The organism is Sphingomonas sp. CCH5-D11, from assembly GCF_001557395.1.
GTDB lineage: Bacteria > Pseudomonadota > Alphaproteobacteria > Sphingomonadales > Sphingomonadaceae > Sphingomonas.
Window position 1 is genome coordinate 1 of record NZ_LSKH01000280.1, and the last position, 15,758, is coordinate 15,758.

A 15,758-nucleotide genomic window follows, 5' to 3' on the forward strand; every position below is an offset into this window, starting at 1 on the left:
TCTCCAACCTCTGTTGTGGCCTGGAGCACGTGCTTCGACAGGCTCAGCACGAACGGGGGGGAGGGTTCGTCCGAGTCTTTTGGATCGCCACCCCGGCGTAGGCCGGGGTCCAGTTGGGGGGCGTTGGTTGCTTTCTCGGGGGCCTTCCCAACTGGGCCCCGGCCTTCGCCGGGGTGCAGGTTAGGGGGTGTGGCAAACGGTTTGCCGATCTCGATCGCCACCGTGTCCGCATCGGGGGCCCAGAGGCGGAAGCGGGTGGTGCCGTCCGCAAGCGCTTCGGGGCCCCAGCGCATCACGCTTCCCATGCGCTGGTCCACATCAGGAGGACGGCGCCTTGTGGGGCAACTTCATACTCGTTGTCGATTTCGATCTCGCCCTGATCGGGCTTGGCGCTGTCGATCAGGACGGTGCGGCGGGTGTCGGGCTTGGGAAGGCGGAAGGTGATCGGCGCCTCGCTGGCGTTGAGGAGCAGCGACACCGCTTCCACGTCGCCCGTCTCGGTGCGGATCGCGCGGCGCATCATCAGCGCGCGGCCTTCGGGGTTCTGCCAGTCTTCGTCGCTGAGGCGTTCCCCGCGCTCGTCCCACCATTCGACATCGTTGACGCCGTGGCCGGGCGAGTCCTGGCCGTAGAGGAAGGTGGGCGCGCGCAGCACGGCATAGCGGCGGCGCAGTTCGGTGAGGCGGGCGGTGAAGTCGATCTGCTGCTGGCCTTCGTCGGACGCGGCGGCTTGCCAGTCTAGCCAGCTGATCTCATTGTCCTGGCAGTAAGCGTTGTTGTTGCCCTGCTGCGTGCGGCCGAATTCGTCGCCCGCGGTGAGCATCGGGGTGCCGAGCGAGGCGAGCAACGTCGTCATCATCGAGCGCATGACGCGGCCGCGCGCGTCGTTGATCGCGGGGTCGTCGGTGGGGCCTTCGGCGCCCCAGTTGCGCGAATGGTTGTTGTCGTGGCCGTCGCGATTGTCCTCGCCATTGGCCTCATTGTGGCGGTGTTCGTACATCACCGTGTCGGCAAGGGTGAAGCCGTCGTGCGCGACGAGGAAGTTGACGCTCGCCCACGGCCGACGCGCGCGGCGGTCGAACAGGTCGCCCGAGCCCGACAGGCGCGCGGCGAGATCGCCGCGGGTGCCCGCGTCGCCCTTCCAGTAGCTGCGCACGGTATCGCGGTACTTGTCGTTCCATTCGGCGAAGCCGGGCGGGAAGTTGCCGAGCTGGTAGCCGCCGGGGCCGACGTCCCACGGCTCGGCGATCAGCTTCAGCTGGCTGAGGACGGGATCCTGGCGGACGACGTCGAAGAAGGCGGCGCCGGGGTCGAAGCCGGTCGCCTCGCGGCCCAGCGTGAGGCCGAGATCGAAGCGGAAGCCGTCGATGCCGAAGCTGGTGGCCCAATAACGCAGCGAGTCCGCGACCATCTGGATGACGCGCGCCTTGCTCATGTTGAGCGTGTTGCCGGTGCCGGTGTCGTTGATCGTGTAGCGCGGGTTATCCTGGACGAGACGATAGTAGCTGGCGTTGTCGAGGCCGCGCCACGAGAGCGTCGGACCGCGTTCGGAGCCTTCGCAGGTGTGGTTGTACACCACGTCCATGATGACTTCGATGCCGGCCTTGTGGAGGCGGTGGACGGCGCGGCGCAGCTCGTCCTGGTGCTCGCTGGCCATGTACGCCTGTTCGGGGGCGAAGAAGCCGAGCGTGTTGTAGCCCCAGTAATTGCGCAAGCCTTTTTCCTGCAGAAAGCGGTCCTGCGTGAAGGCCTGAATCGGGAGCAGCTCGATCGCGGTGACGCCGAGACGCTGTAGGTGGCGGATCACCGCTGGGTGGCCTAGCGCGGCATAGGTTCCGCGGTCGCGCGCGGGGACTTCCTCCATCAGCTTGGTCAGGCCCTTGGTGTGGGCCTCGTAGATCACCGTTTCCGACCAGGGTGTGTTGGGGCGGCGATCGCGCGACCAGTCCCAGTGATCGTCGACCACCACGCTCTTGGGCATGGCGGGGGCGCTGTCGCGCTTGTCGAAGGAGAGGTCCTCGCGGCGATGGCCGATGCGATAGCCGTGGAGCGCGTCAGTCCATCGGATCTGGCCGTGGAGCTTGCGGGCGTAAGGGTCGAGCAGGAGCTTGTTGGGATTGAAGCGGTGGCCGGCCTCGGGCTCGTAGCGGCCGTGCGCGCGATAGCCGTAGAGGAGGCCGGGCTCGACGTCGGGGAGGTAGCCGTGGAACACCTCGTCGGTGCATTCGGGCAGCCAGAAGCGCTTGATCTCGCGCTTGCCGGCGGGATCGAACAGGCACAGCTCGATGGCGTCGGCGTTGGCGGAGAAGACGGCGAAGTTGACGCCCAGGCCGTCGAAGGTGGCGCCGAGCGGATAGGGGGTGCCGGGCTGGAGCCGGTCAACGGTGAAGTGCAAGCAGCAGCCTCGCTAGCCTGGTCGGCAGAATGGGTGCCATCCTGCCGTGGTCGATTGTGATGAGAAGAAGCGGACGCTCAGTTCGACACTTTGGCCGTGCCCTTGCCCTTGCGCGCTTTCGGAGCGGGAGCCGCCGGCTCGGCACTCGCCGCGACGATGCCGCTGGTCTGCGGCACTTCGGTGGTGTCGGGGCTGCCCTCATCGCGCGCGGCATCGGCGGGGCCGGTGTCCTCCGGCTCGCCGAAGGGCAGGTCGTCCGTGCTGTCGGGGATCAGTTCGTCGCGGTCAGCGGCGTCTGCCGCATCGCCCAGTTCCGCCTCCGCCCGGGACCAATGGTCCTGATCGCGGCCTGACGGCTCGCCCTCGTCCTGCCAGATCCGATAGGCGCGTTCCCTGATTTCCCGATCGCGATCTTCAGCCACCTTTATTCTCCTGCCTTTGCTCGTGAAACGCGCTTCCGGCGGAATCGACGCGGCGAGGCAGAGAAATTGTTGGTGCGCAAAATCGCCTGGCAAGACAGGCGGATCGCCGCCCGGATTCAGCGGCGATACGGACTGTTCAGATTGGGTACCCAGCCGGCAGTAGGACCAGCGGAGCCAAGATCGCGCGGCTGGCCGCGGAACGGCTGCGGCGCCACAGCCGCCTTGGCGCGCGCCGCTTCAGGATCGATCGGCTCGGCGAACTTGAGGCCGGCGATGCCGTCCTTAGCCCAGACCACCGTCGCGCCGACAGCGGCCAGCGCGCCAACGCTGACCAGGACGGTCGCGCCGGGCCGAAGCCCCGCCGCCTGATCGATGCGGACGCCGCCGACGGACAGATCGCGCACGCGGTGCTTACTGGGCGCCTTTGCGCCGAAATGCTCCACCGTCGCGCTCAGGAATACGCTGTGCCGTGGCGCACGCGGCTGGTGCGCTGCCGTGTCGCCTTCCGGCTCGTCCGAACGGTCTCGCTCCGTCATGTCTTTCACTTGGGGAAATCATAACCACTGTGCAAGCGGCCCCGGAAACTTCGTTTTCGCTCTTGTGACGTTATCACGTCCCCGCTAACCGGAGGGCGAGAGACAATCGGGGGTTCCGAGTGAAAGTAAATGCGATCCTGCTGGCGGGCACGGCTCTGGTCAGCATTCCGGCCTATGCGCAATCGAGCGAGCAATCGGGCGACCAGCCGAGCGCGAGTCGGACGGCGCATGTCGAGGCCTCTCCGGAAATCGTCATCACTGCCCCCTTCGTACGCGACCTGAACCTGCTCGCCGGCACGTCGGTGATTACCGGCGACGAGCTGGTTCGCGATATCCGGCCGCAGATTGGCGATACGCTGACCAGCCAGCCGGGCGTGTCGGCCACGTCCTTCGGCCCGGGCGCCTCGCGCCCCGTGCTGCGTGGCTTCCAGGGCGAGCGCATCCGTGTGCTGACCGACGGCCTCGGCTCGCTCGACGTTTCGAACACGTCCACCGACCATGGCGTGACGATCGATCCGCTCACCGCCGAACGGATCGAGGTGCTGCGCGGGCCGGCGGTGCTGCTGTTTGGCAGCCAGGCGATTGGCGGCGCGGTGAACGTGATCGACCGGCGCATCCCGCGCGGCGTGCCCGAGAAGGGCTATCACGTCGACGCGATCGGCACCTATGGCTCGGCAGCGGATGAGCGCAGCGCTGGCGCTGGCGTTGATGTCGCGCTGTCCAATCAGATCGTGGCGCATGTCGACGGCAGCTATCGCAAGAGCGACAATCTGCGCATCGGCGGCTATCAGCTGACGCCCGATCTTCGCAACGAGCAGCTGGAGATTGCCGCCGAGGAAGCCGAAGAGGGCCACGTCGAGGAGGCGGCGGAGGCGACCGAACTCGCGAACCGGCGCGGTCGCCTGCCGAACAGCGCAACGGAAACCTATACGCTGGGCGCTGGCCTGGCGGTGATCAACGAGGGCGGCAGCCTGGGCTTCTCGGTCGGCTATTACGACAGCAATTATGGCGTGGCCGAGCGGCCGGGCGCCGGCCATCATCATCACGAAGGCGAGGAAGAAGAGGAGCACGAGGAAGAAGGCCATGAGCATGGCGACGTGACGATCGCCATGAAGCAGTTCCGCGCTGACATGCGCGGCGAATTGAACACTTATGGCGACTTCATCGACAAGATCCGCTTCCGCGGCGGCTTTGCCGATTACGAGCATACCGAATTCGAAGGCGCCGAAGTGGGCACCGTGTTCAACTCGGAGGCGTTCGAAGGGCGATTGGAGCTGGTTCAGGCGGATCGCGCCGGCTGGCGCGGCGTGACCGGTTTTCAGGGCTTTACACGCGACTTCTCTGCGGTCGGCGAGGAGGCATTCGTGCCGCCGAACGTGACCGACCAATATGGCCTGTTCACCCTGCAGGAAATCAATCGCGGCAATTGGGAGTTCGAACTGGCCGGCCGGTACGAGCATACCGACGTCCGATCCAGCGCGGTGCGCATCGGGCTGGACGAGGATGTCGCGCCGGTGGCGATCAGCCGCAACTTCGACGCCTTCTCGGGAGCGCTTGGCCTGTCCTACGCCGTCGCGCCGGAGGTGAAGATCGGCATCAACGGATCACGCGCTGTGCGTGCGCCGTCGGCGGAGGAGCTGTTTTCCAACGGGCCGCATGTCGCCACGCAGGCGTTCGAAATCGGCAATCCCAACTTCAAGACCGAAAAGAGCTGGGGCGTAGAACTATACGCGCGCGGCCGCACCGGGCCGATCCGCTTTCAGGTGAGCGGCTATGCGACCTGGTTCGACGATTATATCTATGAAAATGCCACGGGGGAGGAGCAGGACGAGCTTCCCATCTTCCAATATTTCCAGGCTGGTGCGCGTTATTACGGCGCCGAAGGCGAGCTGACCGCCGATCTGGTGCGCAGCGGCTCATTCGAGCTGGATGGCAATATCGTCGCCGATTACGTCCATGCGACGCTGACGGACGATCGGGGCCCCGTGCCGCGTATTCCGCCGCTGCGCGTGCTGGGCGGTCTGACCGCACGGGTGAGCGACTTTGGCGGTCGCGTCGAGGTGGAGCATGTCACCACGCAGGATCGCATCGCCGCCTTCGAAACGCCGACCGATGACTTCACTTTGGTCAACGCGTCCGTGTCGTTCAAACCGTTCGGGCGCGAAAGCGAGACGACCTTCATCGTGTCGGCGAACAACATCTTCGACGTGGATGCACGGCGACATGCGTCGTTCACGAAGGATTTCGTGCCGCTGGCCGGGCGGGACATTCGCGTGGCGGCGCGGGTGAGCTTCTGACCTGATCCCGTCACCTCGGATCACGTCCGGGGTGACCAAGCCTGTGTGAACTGCTCGCGCTGCGTCGCCCCTGCACTCTCCGTCATGCCGGGCTCGTCCCGGCATCCAGGCTGCCGCATACCCCAGGCTTGCGAGTTTGCGGAACCCTGAACCTCGGCACACGGCCGGGTGACGCTGTTCATGGGCCAGCCGAAGAGTTTCGTACGACCCCGCGGAGGCTCGGCCCGGTTCGGAGATGGTAGCTAACAGCCCCTCCGGCCTTCCCAACTGGGCCCCGGCGTTCGCCGGGGACGCAGTTCAAACGTGTTTCGCTTACAGGCACGCCTCAAGGAAGGCCTGGTCGAAGCCGAACTGCTTGGCCTTGTCGATCGTATAGGGGCGCAGGCCCATGGCGCGATATTCGCCGATGATCTTGCCGTCGGCGGTCTCGTCCAGATATTCGAACTTGAAGAGCTCCTGTGTCACGATCACCGGGCCTTCCATGCCGATCACCTCGGTGACGTTCGTCACTCGGCGCGAGCCATCGCGCAGGCGCTTCACCTGGATGATCATGTCGACTGAATCGGCGATCTGGCGGCTGATCGCTTCCTTGGGCACCTTGATGTCCGACATCATCACCATGTTCTCCATACGCGCCAGTGCCTCGCGCGGGGAGTTGGAGTGGAGCGTACACATCGAGCCGTCGTGACCGGTGTTCATGGCGGAGAGCATGTCGAAACATTCCGCGCCACGAATTTCGCCCAGGATGATGCGGTCCGGGCGCATACGCAGCGCGTTCTTGACGAGATCGCGGATGCTGATCTCGCCCTGACCCTCGAGGTTGGCGGGGCGGGTTTCGAGCGGGAGCCAGTGCGGCTGCTGGAGGCGGAGTTCGGCCGCGTCCTCGATCGTCAGCACGCGCTCGCCGGGGTCAATCATCTTCGACAAGGCGTTGAGCATCGTCGTCTTGCCCGAGCCGGTGCCGCCGGAGATGACGATGTTGAAGCGGCAGGCGCCGGCGATCTTCAGCGCGGTGGCCATCTTGGGCGACATGCTGCCGAAGCCGGCCATCATGTCCAGCGTGATCGGCTTGGCGGAAAACTTACGGATCGAGATGGCGGTGCCGCGCAGCGAGAGCGGGGGCACGATGACGTTGACGCGGGAACCGTCCTTGAGGCGGGCGTCGGCGAGCGGCGTGGTCTGGTCGACGCGGCGGCCGACCGAGTTGCAGATGCGCTGCGCGATCTGGAACAGATGTTCCTCGTCGCGGAACTGGATCTGCGCGAGCTGGAGCTTGCCCTTCTTTTCGATGAACGTCTGGTCGGGGCCGTTGACCATGATGTCCGAGATCTCGGGATCGGCCAGCAGCTCCTCGAGCGGGCCGAGGCCGAGCAGCTCGTCGACCAGCACCTTTTCCAGCGCGAATTGTTCGCGGCGGTTGAGGGTGAGCTTGAGCTCGGCGAGCACCTCGCCGATGATCGGGCGGAATTCTTCGGCTAGCTCGTCCTTGCCGAGCGTGGCGGCGGCCTCCGGATCGACGCGTTCGAGGAGGCGCGGGAGCACCTGCTCCTTGATCTTGTGGATCGAGGATTCGAACCCTTCGACGCGGCTGTTGCCGGCCTCGCCCGATGCCGCCTGACGATCGGCAAGGCGCTGCATGGCGTCCATCTGCATGCCGGCGACGGAGCCGAAATCGTCGGGAGTCGCGATTTCGCCGGGAAGGGGAAGCGAGTCCAGCGACGGGAACTGATCACCACCCGTGTCCGGGCGCGGCGCGCCGCCCTGCATCGGGCGCGCCACGCCGAAGCCCGGCCGTGAGCCCGCGCCCGTACCACTACGACGACCGAATGCGTTCATTTGACCCACAATCCTGCTTATCTCCACCCCCAAGCTAAGCGCGAAGGCTTTAGATTTACCTAAATTCGCGGTTCGTACCGGGTGTTTCGCCAGCCTCGGGGGGCGGCGGGCTTAACTATCGCCGAGCAAGAAGACGGTGGAGGGCACGGCTGCGAGGCGTCAGCCGGTCCGGTCTCGCTCCCGGTCCAGCAGCATACGCTTTCGTTCGGGGCCATAGGCGTAGCCTCCGGTCGAGCCGTCGCTTTTCGTCACCCGGTGGCAGGGGATCAGCACGGGAACGTGATTGGCGCCACATGCCGTGCCGGCGGCGCGCACGGCGCCGGGGCGGCCGGCGAGTGCGGCGAGCTGGGCATAGGAACGAGTTTCGCCGGGTGGGATGGTGCGCAACGCCTGCCAGATCGCCTCCTGAAAGGCGGTGCCGCGCACGTCGAGCGGCAGGCTGTGGTCCCGGCCGGGACTTTCCACGATCGCGACCACTTGCGTCGCCAGCGCTGCGAGCGGCTCGCCGCCGGGTACGATCTCTGCCGCCGGAAAGCGCGCGCGCAGGGCCTGGTCATCTTCGTCAAAGGCGATGCGGCAGATTCCGCGATCCGTCGCGGCCACCAGCATCGACCCGAGGCTGGTTGGTGCGATGGCCCAGCGGATCGTGACGCCGGCGCCGCCGCGCGCCCACGCGCTGGGTGCCATGCCGAGCCGCGGCGCGCCATGCGCGTAGAAGCGGCTGGGGGCAGAATAACCGGCCTCATAGATCGCCTGGGTAATGGTCGCGCCATCGCTCAGCGCGACTGCCGCGCGCTGCGATTTCAGCGCGCGGGCATAGGCCGCCGGGGTGACGCCGGTCGCCCGCTTGAACAGACGGTGGAAGTGATGGGGGGCATAGTCCACGGTTGCCGCGAGCTCTTCAAGGCGCGGCGCGGCTTCGGCGGCCTCCATCAACGCGATCGCGCGTGCCACCGCGACCCGATCCCGCCCTTCCTCATCGGGGCGGCAGCGCAGGCAGGCGCGATACCCCGCCGCGCGCGCGGTCGGCGGATCGACGTAGAAAGTGACGTTCTCGCGGCGCGGATGGCGCGCCGGACAGCTGGGCTTGCAATAGATGCCGGTGGTGCGGACGGCGACCACGAAGCGGCCGTCGGCGCTGCGATCGCGTGCCGCGAAGGCGTCCCAAGCGGACTGGCTGTCGATCGTGTCGCTCATGCCAGCCGATGTAGTCCGTCCGCCCGCCGGGCACATCCCGCGGCTTGCGATCAAAGCGGGGTGATGTGCGTGGAGGCTAAAAGCCGGACTCCTGAATGTTGAAGTGGCGCGTGCCGCCGGCCTTGCGCGCCGCTGCCTGGACATCGGAGCGCGCCCGCAACTTGCCATAGGCGGCAACGACGGGATCGCGGGGTAGGGCGTTGGGCGGCGCTTCGAAGGTGCTGAGCTCTTCCAGCGCGCCATGTCGCTGATCGGCATTCTCCAGCCGCGCGATCATGTCGGCAGCCGCGCCCTCCAGATCGCCGCGGCATAGCAGGAGGCTGGTGAGCGTGCTGGGCGAATCCGTGGTATGCGCCCGCGCATAAGCGAGATCTTCGTCGGCGGCCGGCTGATTGCCGAGGCGATGGTTGGCGCACCCGCGGACGCCGACCACTTGCATGATGCCGTAAGGGCTTGCCGCACCGTCACTCGTATCAAGCGATGCAATCGTCTGGATCGCCCCGGCGGAATCGCCGGTCGTCAGTTGCAGGTTGGCAAGGTTGATCGTCTGGCTGACGTTCGGCGCGTCGTCTTCCTTGATCGCACTCGCGGTGCGCAAGGCGGCGAGCGCGGCGGGGACATCGCCGTTGGTGTAGTGCGCACGCGAGATCTGGTCCCACCACCAGATCACGTTATCTTCGCGGTCGCTGAGTGGCGCGTCGCTCTTGATCGCCGGCTCGATCGCATGGAGGGCGGCCAGCGCTTCCTTTGGGCGGCCGAGCAGGCGCAGATCTTGCGCGACGTCGATCACCGGCCGGATCGCATTGGGGAAACGGCCGATCTGGGTGCGCGCCTGTGCAAGGTGCCGCTCCGTCGTGGCGCGCAGATCGAGCGTTTCGCCGAAGACAGGGCGGAAGCGGGGATCGAGGCTGAGCGAAATGAGCAGCGAAGGAGTGGTGAGAAGACGCGCGATGGAATCTGCCTTGTCCTGCTCCCCCGCGTCGGCGAGCAGCAGGGCGTAGCGCATACGAAAGCCCTCGGTGCTGCCGCCGGGCTCTTCGGGCCAGTAGCTGCCATCCGCCAGCAGGGCGAGGTAGCGGCGGCGCAATGCCGTTTCGTTGGCGCGGCGCAGTTCCAGGTCGACGTAGTTCAGCCACCCCAAGGAAATCTGGTTGAGCATCAGCGGCCGCTCCTTGGCGACCGCTTCGAAGGAGGTGACCAGCGCAGGCCAGTTTTTCGCCCGAGACTCTCCGTCGAGCCGCACGCCCCAGACACCGTTGCCGGTGCCGGCCATCTGCGTCGCCCGTAGCGCGTCCGCATAAGCTGCGTCCTTGTCGCCAGCTTCTGCAAGACAAAGCGCGGAGAATTCCAGCGTCACCCGGCGAACGAAGTCATCCTGCTGGTAATCGGGCATCTTCTTCAGGCGTGTCACCGACGCAAGCACCGTCGGGCAATCCTGTTTGTCATAGGCGGCGGTGGCTTTCTGCAGCTCCGCAGATGCTGCGGATGATGGCTCAGCGGCGGCGCTCGAGGCACCCGCAAGCAACACGGCAGCCGTCAACATCTTCAGCATCAGCAATCCCCCCGGCGCCGTCCGTAGCATGATTACGGCAGCGTTCCAGAGATGGAGTGGACGCTTGCTTCACCGGCGCTACGATGCGCGCAAACAAACAAGAGAAAGGCGAGGAATGACTGATCTGGTGCTGCTCGACGTGGACGATGGCGTCGCCACGGTAACGCTGAACCGGCCGGAGGCGATGAACGCCCTGTCCACGGCGCTGCGATCACAGCTTTACCGCGTGATGACCGAGGTGGACGGCGATGAGTCCGTCCGGGCGGTGGTGCTTACCGGCGCGGGCGAGCGGGCGTTCACCGCCGGGCTGGACCTGAAGGAGCTGGGCTCGCAGGCGGGCGCGCTGGGATCCGCGAATGCGACCGGCGCCAATGAGAATCCGGTCAAGGCCATCGAACTTTGTCGCAAGCCGGTGATCGGTGCGATCAACGGCGTCGCCATCACCGGCGGCTTCGAGGTCGCGCTGGCCTGCGACATGCTGATCGCCAGCGAGAACGCCCGGTTCGCCGATACGCACGCGCGGGTCGGGGTGATGCCGGGCTGGGGGCTCAGCCAGAAGCTGTCACGGCTGATCGGGATCAGCCGCGCAAAGGAGCTGTCGCTCAGCGGAAACTTCCTTGATGCGGCGACGGCGGAACGCTGGGGGCTGGTCAACCGGGTGGTTCCTGCGGGCGAGCTGCTGGCGACCGCGCGCAAGCTCGCGAGCGACATCGCTTCTGCCGACGCGGCGTTCATCGCGGCGTACAAGAAACTGATCGATGACGGCTTTGCCCGGCCGTTCGGCGCAGCGATGGAGCTGGAGCACGAACGATCGTCGGCTGCCAACCGGGCGGTGACGCCGGAGGCGGTGGAAGCGCGCAGGGCCGCCGTGCAGGCCCGCGGACGTTCACAATGATGCTTTGATTCGGCCGATCCCGCGCTAGTCTCGCCCCGGGGACATCCGGGGGGAAGAGGATCATGAACTGGCGCGGGCTGCTGGCCCTTCTATGCGGGCTGGCGATGGCGCCGGCCGCTCAGGCCGAGTGGCTGGAGGCGAAATCCAGGCACTTCACCTTATATTCGGACAGCAGCGAGAAGGCGCTGCGGCGCCAGTCAGAGGCGCTGGAGCGGCTCGATTGGGGGTTACGCCGGTTCCTGAACGTGCCGGACGAGCCGGACATCGCGTCGCGCAAGGTGACGGTGTTCATGGTCGATGATGGCGATGTGCGGCGGCTCTGCCGATGCACCAACGCCGCCGGCTTCTATTTCTCTCGCGTCAGCGGTTCGATCGCCTTTGGTGCCAAGGGCGGGTGGACCGAGGGCAACGATTGGGGCCGCATCGTCCTGTTCCACGAATACGCCCACCACTTCCTGCTCGGCACCTACAACATCGCCTTTCCCGCCTGGTATTCGGAAGGCTTTGCCGAATTCGCCTCCACCATGCGGATCACGGAGGAAAGCGCGACCATCGGCCATGCCGCGCAGCACCGCGCCTACGGGCTGCTCTCGGGCGAGCGTCTGACGGCGCGCCAGATGCTCGATCCGGCCACGCAGCTCGCCGGATCGCAGATGGATGCCTTTTATGGGCGCGGCTGGCTGATGACGCATTATTTCAGCTTCGATCGGGCGCGGAATACGCAATTCCTGGCCTATCTGTCTGCGATCAACCGGGGTACGCCGGCGATCACCGCCGCCGAAGAAGCGTTCGGCGATCTGAAGCTGCTGGATCGAAAGCTTTCCTCCTATCTGGGGCAGCGTCGGCTGCTTGGCATGACCATGCCGCTGGCCGGCCAGCCGGTGCCGCCCGTTGCCATCAGGCGGCTGACCGACGGAGAGGCCGACATGATCGACCTGCGCATGCAATCGCTGCGTGGAGTCGATAACGACAGCGCTGCCAAACTCTATGCCAAGGCGGCACCCATTGCGGCGCGTTACCAGAACGATCCCGTGGTGCAGGGCTGGATGGCCGAGATGGCCTATGATGCCGGGCATGATGAGGCGGCGCTTGCGGCGGCCGACAAGGCGATCGCGCGCGATCCCGCATCCGTGCAGGCGTTACTCTATCAGGGCTTCGTCAAGCTGCGCCAGGTGCGTCTCGCCAAATCGACCGACGCCAAGGCGTGGGCAGGCGTGCGTGCCAGCATCGTGAAGGCAAACCGGGTCGACCCCGATGATGCGGAGCCCTTGTGGTGGTTCTGGCAGACCTTCAAGCTTCAGGGGATCGCGCCAACGCCGTCGGCGATCAAGGGGCTGCACCGCGCACAGGAGCTTGCGCCACAGGACAATGACGTGCGCTTTGCCGCCGCCCTGGCGCGGATCGAGGCGGGTGAGATCCCGGCCGCGCAGCGCCTGCTGCGGCCGCTTGCCTTCCATCCGCACGCGCCGGCGAACAACGCCGCGAGTCGCGTGCTGGCGGCGCTGGACGCGGGGAAGAAGGGGACGGAAGCGATCTCCGCCGGGCTTGAGGCGAACGAGGAGGAGGAGCGCGCGACGGCGGCGCAGGACTGATACGGTGTGGCGGAGCCGGGACGGGAAGGCAGTGTCGCCGCGCGGTCAGCCGCCATTCTCGCGAAACAGCGTCAGCGTGCGGTCTCGTGCCAGCTCGGCGGAAGGCTCGTGATAATCCTTGCGGCGATCCGAGTTGAAGCCGTGCCCTGCTTCATAAAAGTGGATCTCGGCGAGCGGGAAGTCCTTCGCGATCACCGCCTCCACGCCCTCCATCGGAATGCCGCGATCGTAGCGCCCGAAATGGGCGATCACCGGCACGCGCGGCGGCGCTTCTTCCGCGAAGGTCGGGATCATGCTGCCATAATAGGCCGAGGCCGCGGCCACCCCGCCCAGCTTCGTCGCCGCGGCCCAGGCGATCGAGCCGCCATAGCAATAGCCGACGACGAACACCGGGCCCTTGCCGCGCAGGGCATCGATGCAGGTTTGCGTATCCTTGAGCGACAGATCGAACGGGTGGAGGGTGCGGGCGAGTTCAACCGCGCGGTCGAAATCGGGGCCGGTGTAGCTCGCTTCGAATCCGGGATGCTCACGATCGAACAGGGCAGGGGACAGGACTTCATACCCCTCGCTGGCGTAATCGTCGGCCATTTCCCGGATGTGATCGGTGACGCCGAAGATCTCCTGCACCAGCACCACGCCGCCGCGGCGCACCCTCTCGGGAGAGGCATGATAAACGGCGATCGTCGCGCCGTCGCTCATCGCCATCCGCACCGTTTCGCCCATTGTGATGTCCTCGTTACAGCTTGTTGCATCAACGCTACCCCTTTGCTACGCGCCGGCCAACCCAAGCGACGGCGCCACTCGCGCGTCGTGTTTTCGCATGGGGGCTTACTCTTAGTGCGAACGGGGATCGAATCGCGTGGATGGTTCCAGCGGTAATCTAGGCAGCAGCATCCAGGCGAGCCTGGGCGGGCGTTATGCGACCGCGCTGTTCGACCTCGCCGAACAGGCGAAGACGATCGATGCGGTGGAGGCGAGCCTGGCAAAGGTCCGCGCCGCGCTTGATCAATCCGACGATTTCAAGGCGCTGACGACATCGCCGGTGGTGGCGCGCGACGCCGCGAGCAAGGCCGTGCTCGCCACGGCGGACGAGCTGGGCGTCGATCCGACGACCCGCAAGTTCCTGGGCGTGCTGGCGCAGAACCGCCGTCTGGCGCAGCTTCCCGCGATTATCCGCGCTTTTCGCTCCCTCGCCGCGCGCCACCGCGGCGAAGTCACCGCTGAAGTGACCAGCGCCCATGCGCTGACCGACGATCAGGTTGCCGAGCTGAAGCAGCAGCTGCGCCAGCGCGTCGGCCGCGAGGTTTCGGTTGACCTGTCAGTTGACCCGGCGCTGCTTGGCGGGCTTGTCGTCCGCATCGGCTCCCAGATGATCGATTCGTCGATCCGTACCCGCTTGAATGCGCTTGCCAGCGCGATGAAGGGCTAAGAACAATGGATATCCGCGCCGCAGAAATCTCCAAGGTCATCAAGGACCAGATCGCCAGTTTCGGCACCGAGGCCCAGGTCAGCGAGACCGGCCAGGTGCTCAGCGTCGGTGACGGCATCGCCCGCATCTATGGCCTCGACAACGTCCAGGCGGGCGAAATGGTCGAGTTCGCCAATGGCGTGCAGGGCATGGCGCTGAACCTCGAGGCCGACAATGTCGGCGTCGTGATCTTCGGCTCGGACGCCGAGATCAAGGAAGGCGACACTGTCAAGCGCACCGGCACCATCGTGGACGTGCCGGTCGGCAAGGGGCTGCTCGGCCGCGTGGTCGATGGCCTCGGCAACCCGATCGACGGCAAGGGCCCGATCGTGTCGACCGAGCGTCGCCGCGTCGAGGTGAAGGCGCCGGGCATCATCCCGCGCAAGTCGGTGCACGAGCCGGTGCAGACCGGCCTGAAGGCGATCGACGCGCTGGTGCCGGTCGGCCGTGGCCAGCGCGAGCTGATCATCGGTGACCGTCAGACGGGCAAGTCGGCCGTCGCGATCGACACGTTCATCAACCAGAAGCAGGTGAACGCGGGCGACGACGAATCGAAGAAGCTGTACTGCATCTACGTCGCCGTCGGTCAGAAGCGCTCCACCGTCGCCCAGCTCGTCCGCACGCTGGAAGAGAATGGCGCGATGGAATATTCCATCATCGTCGCGGCGACCGCGTCCGACCCCGCGCCGCTGCAGTTCCTCGCGCCCTACACCGGCTGCGCGATGGGTGAGTTCTTCCGCGACAATGCAATGCATGCCGTGATCGTCTATGACGATCTTTCCAAGCAGGCCGTTGCGTACCGTCAGATGTCGCTGCTGCTGCGCCGTCCGCCGGGCCGTGAGGCCTATCCGGGTGACGTGTTCTATCTCCACTCGCGCCTGCTGGAGCGCGCGGCGAAGATGAACGACGCCAATGGCAACGGCTCGCTGACCGCGCTGCCGATCATCGAGACGCAGGCGGGCGACGTGTCGGCCTACATCCCGACCAACGTGATCTCGATCACCGACGGCCAGATCTTCCTCGAGACCGACCTGTTCTTCGCGGGCATCCGCCCGGCGATCAACGTGGGTCTGTCGGTGAGCCGCGTGGGTTCGTCGGCACAGACCAAGGCGATGAAGAAGGTGTCGGGCTCGATCAAGCTGGAGCTGGCGCAGTATCGCGAGATGGCGGCGTTCGCGCAGTTCGGCTCGGACCTCGACGCCTCGACGCAGAAGCTGCTGAACCGCGGTGCGCGCCTGACCGAGCTCTTGAAGCAGCCGCAGTTCTCGCCGCTGCCGTTCGAGGAGCAGACGGTGTCGATCTTCGCCGGCACCAACGGCTATCTCGACGGCGTGCCGGTGCAGGACGTGGTCCGCTACGAGGCGGCGATGCTGGCCTTCATGCGCGACCAGCATGGCGACACGCTGAAGCTGATCCGCGACAGCCGTGACCTTGGCGATGAGGCCAAGGGCAAGGTCGTGGCGGCGCTCGACGCGTTCGCGAAGACGTTTGCGTAACTGAATACTCCCTCTCCCCGCCGGCGGGGAGAGGGAGAAGAAGGACGGGCTCGCCCTCTCTCGGGGGAGAGG

Annotated in this window: 13 protein-coding genes; 5 read left to right on the top strand and 8 right to left on the bottom strand. The window is 66.2% G+C overall.

The annotated features are described in order from the left end of the window. The 4 genes from AX702_RS23005 to AX702_RS17305 all read right to left on the bottom strand — a co-directional run. On the bottom strand, positions 1-305 hold a 305-nt coding region (locus AX702_RS23005; RefSeq protein WP_231731926.1), incomplete at its 3' end, for a hypothetical protein. Then, complete coding sequence (gene glgX, locus AX702_RS17295; RefSeq protein ID WP_066781635.1) at positions 293-2,395, bottom strand: glycogen debranching protein GlgX; 2,103 nt, start codon at positions 2,393-2,395, stop codon at positions 293-295. The genes glgX and AX702_RS23005, both read right to left, overlap by 13 nt. Positions 2,396-2,472: 77 nt before the next feature. Beyond that, positions 2,473-2,817 carry a DUF2934 domain-containing protein gene (locus tag AX702_RS17300; RefSeq protein WP_066781636.1) on the bottom strand — a complete coding sequence of 115 codons (345 nt, stop codon included), beginning with the start codon at positions 2,815-2,817 and terminating at the stop codon, positions 2,473-2,475. Positions 2,818-2,933: 116 nt separating this feature from the next. Beyond that, a complete protein-coding gene (locus tag AX702_RS17305) occupies positions 2,934-3,353 on the bottom strand; it encodes a PilZ domain-containing protein (protein ID WP_066781638.1) in 420 nt (139 codons plus the stop codon). 119 nt (positions 3,354-3,472) lie between these two features. Between AX702_RS17305 and AX702_RS17310 the strand changes: the two genes are divergently transcribed. Continuing rightward, positions 3,473-5,650: a TonB-dependent receptor gene (locus AX702_RS17310; protein WP_066781640.1), complete on the top strand. Its 2,178-nt coding sequence runs from the start codon at positions 3,473-3,475 to the stop codon at positions 5,648-5,650. Between the two features lie 312 nt (positions 5,651-5,962). On the opposite strand, the gene AX702_RS17315 is transcribed toward AX702_RS17310, so the two are convergent. The 3 genes from AX702_RS17315 to AX702_RS17325 form a co-directional block, all read right to left on the bottom strand. Further along, positions 5,963-7,486 carry a CpaF family protein gene (locus AX702_RS17315; protein ID WP_066781642.1) on the bottom strand — a complete coding sequence of 508 codons (1,524 nt, stop codon included), beginning with the start codon at positions 7,484-7,486 and terminating at the stop codon, positions 5,963-5,965. Between the two features lie 159 nt (positions 7,487-7,645). Further along, positions 7,646-8,683 (bottom strand): bifunctional DNA-binding transcriptional regulator/O6-methylguanine-DNA methyltransferase Ada, encoded by a 1,038-nt coding sequence (ada, locus tag AX702_RS17320; RefSeq protein ID WP_066781645.1) that lies wholly within the window; start codon positions 8,681-8,683, stop codon positions 7,646-7,648. Between the two features lie 76 nt (positions 8,684-8,759). Next, complete coding sequence (locus tag AX702_RS17325) at positions 8,760-10,235, bottom strand: hypothetical protein (protein WP_066781647.1); 1,476 nt, start codon at positions 10,233-10,235, stop codon at positions 8,760-8,762. A 115-nt stretch (positions 10,236-10,350) separates the two neighbouring features. Here AX702_RS17325 and AX702_RS17330 point away from each other — a divergent pair, with 115 nt between their 5' ends. After that, a complete protein-coding gene (locus AX702_RS17330; RefSeq protein WP_156455567.1) occupies positions 10,351-11,130 on the top strand; it encodes an enoyl-CoA hydratase in 780 nt (259 codons plus the stop codon). Positions 11,131-11,192: 62 nt separating this feature from the next. Next, positions 11,193-12,722, top strand: a complete 1,530-nt coding sequence (locus AX702_RS17335; RefSeq protein ID WP_066781649.1) for a hypothetical protein — start codon at positions 11,193-11,195, stop codon at positions 12,720-12,722. Positions 12,723-12,767: 45 nt separating this feature from the next. Here the strand turns inward: AX702_RS17335 and AX702_RS17340 are convergent, their stop codons facing one another. Then, entirely contained in the window at positions 12,768-13,445 is a 678-nt protein-coding gene (locus AX702_RS17340) for a dienelactone hydrolase family protein (RefSeq protein WP_066781650.1), read from the bottom strand. A 136-nt stretch (positions 13,446-13,581) separates the two neighbouring features. On the opposite strand from AX702_RS17340, the gene AX702_RS17345 reads away from it, so the two are divergent. Next, the gene (locus tag AX702_RS17345) at positions 13,582-14,151 is read left to right on the top strand and encodes a F0F1 ATP synthase subunit delta (protein ID WP_066781652.1); all 570 of its coding nucleotides are present in this window, start codon (positions 13,582-13,584) and stop codon (positions 14,149-14,151) included. A 5-nt stretch (positions 14,152-14,156) separates the two neighbouring features. Then, positions 14,157-15,686 (top strand): F0F1 ATP synthase subunit alpha, encoded by a 1,530-nt coding sequence (gene atpA, locus AX702_RS17350; protein WP_066781653.1) that lies wholly within the window; start codon positions 14,157-14,159, stop codon positions 15,684-15,686. Positions 15,687-15,758: the final 72 nt, after the last annotated feature.

Excerpts from the sequence above, each read along its gene's own strand:
- AX702_RS17305 (WP_066781638.1), bottom strand. The coding sequence starts at position 3,353 with ATGACGGAGCGAGACCGTTCGGACGAGCCGGAAGGCGACACGGCAGCG.
- AX702_RS17315 (WP_066781642.1), bottom strand. The coding sequence starts at position 7,486 with ATGAACGCATTCGGTCGTCGTAGTGGTACGGGCGCGGGCTCACGGCCG.
- ada (WP_066781645.1), bottom strand. The coding sequence starts at position 8,683 with ATGAGCGACACGATCGACAGCCAGTCCGCTTGGGACGCCTTCGCGGCA.
- AX702_RS17325 (WP_066781647.1), bottom strand. The coding sequence starts at position 10,235 with ATGCTGAAGATGTTGACGGCTGCCGTGTTGCTTGCGGGTGCCTCGAGC.
- AX702_RS17330 (WP_156455567.1), top strand. The coding sequence starts at position 10,351 with ATGACTGATCTGGTGCTGCTCGACGTGGACGATGGCGTCGCCACGGTA.
- AX702_RS17335 (WP_066781649.1), top strand. The coding sequence starts at position 11,193 with ATGAACTGGCGCGGGCTGCTGGCCCTTCTATGCGGGCTGGCGATGGCG.
- AX702_RS17340 (WP_066781650.1), bottom strand. The coding sequence starts at position 13,445 with ATGGGCGAAACGGTGCGGATGGCGATGAGCGACGGCGCGACGATCGCC.
- atpA (WP_066781653.1), top strand. The coding sequence starts at position 14,157 with ATGGATATCCGCGCCGCAGAAATCTCCAAGGTCATCAAGGACCAGATC.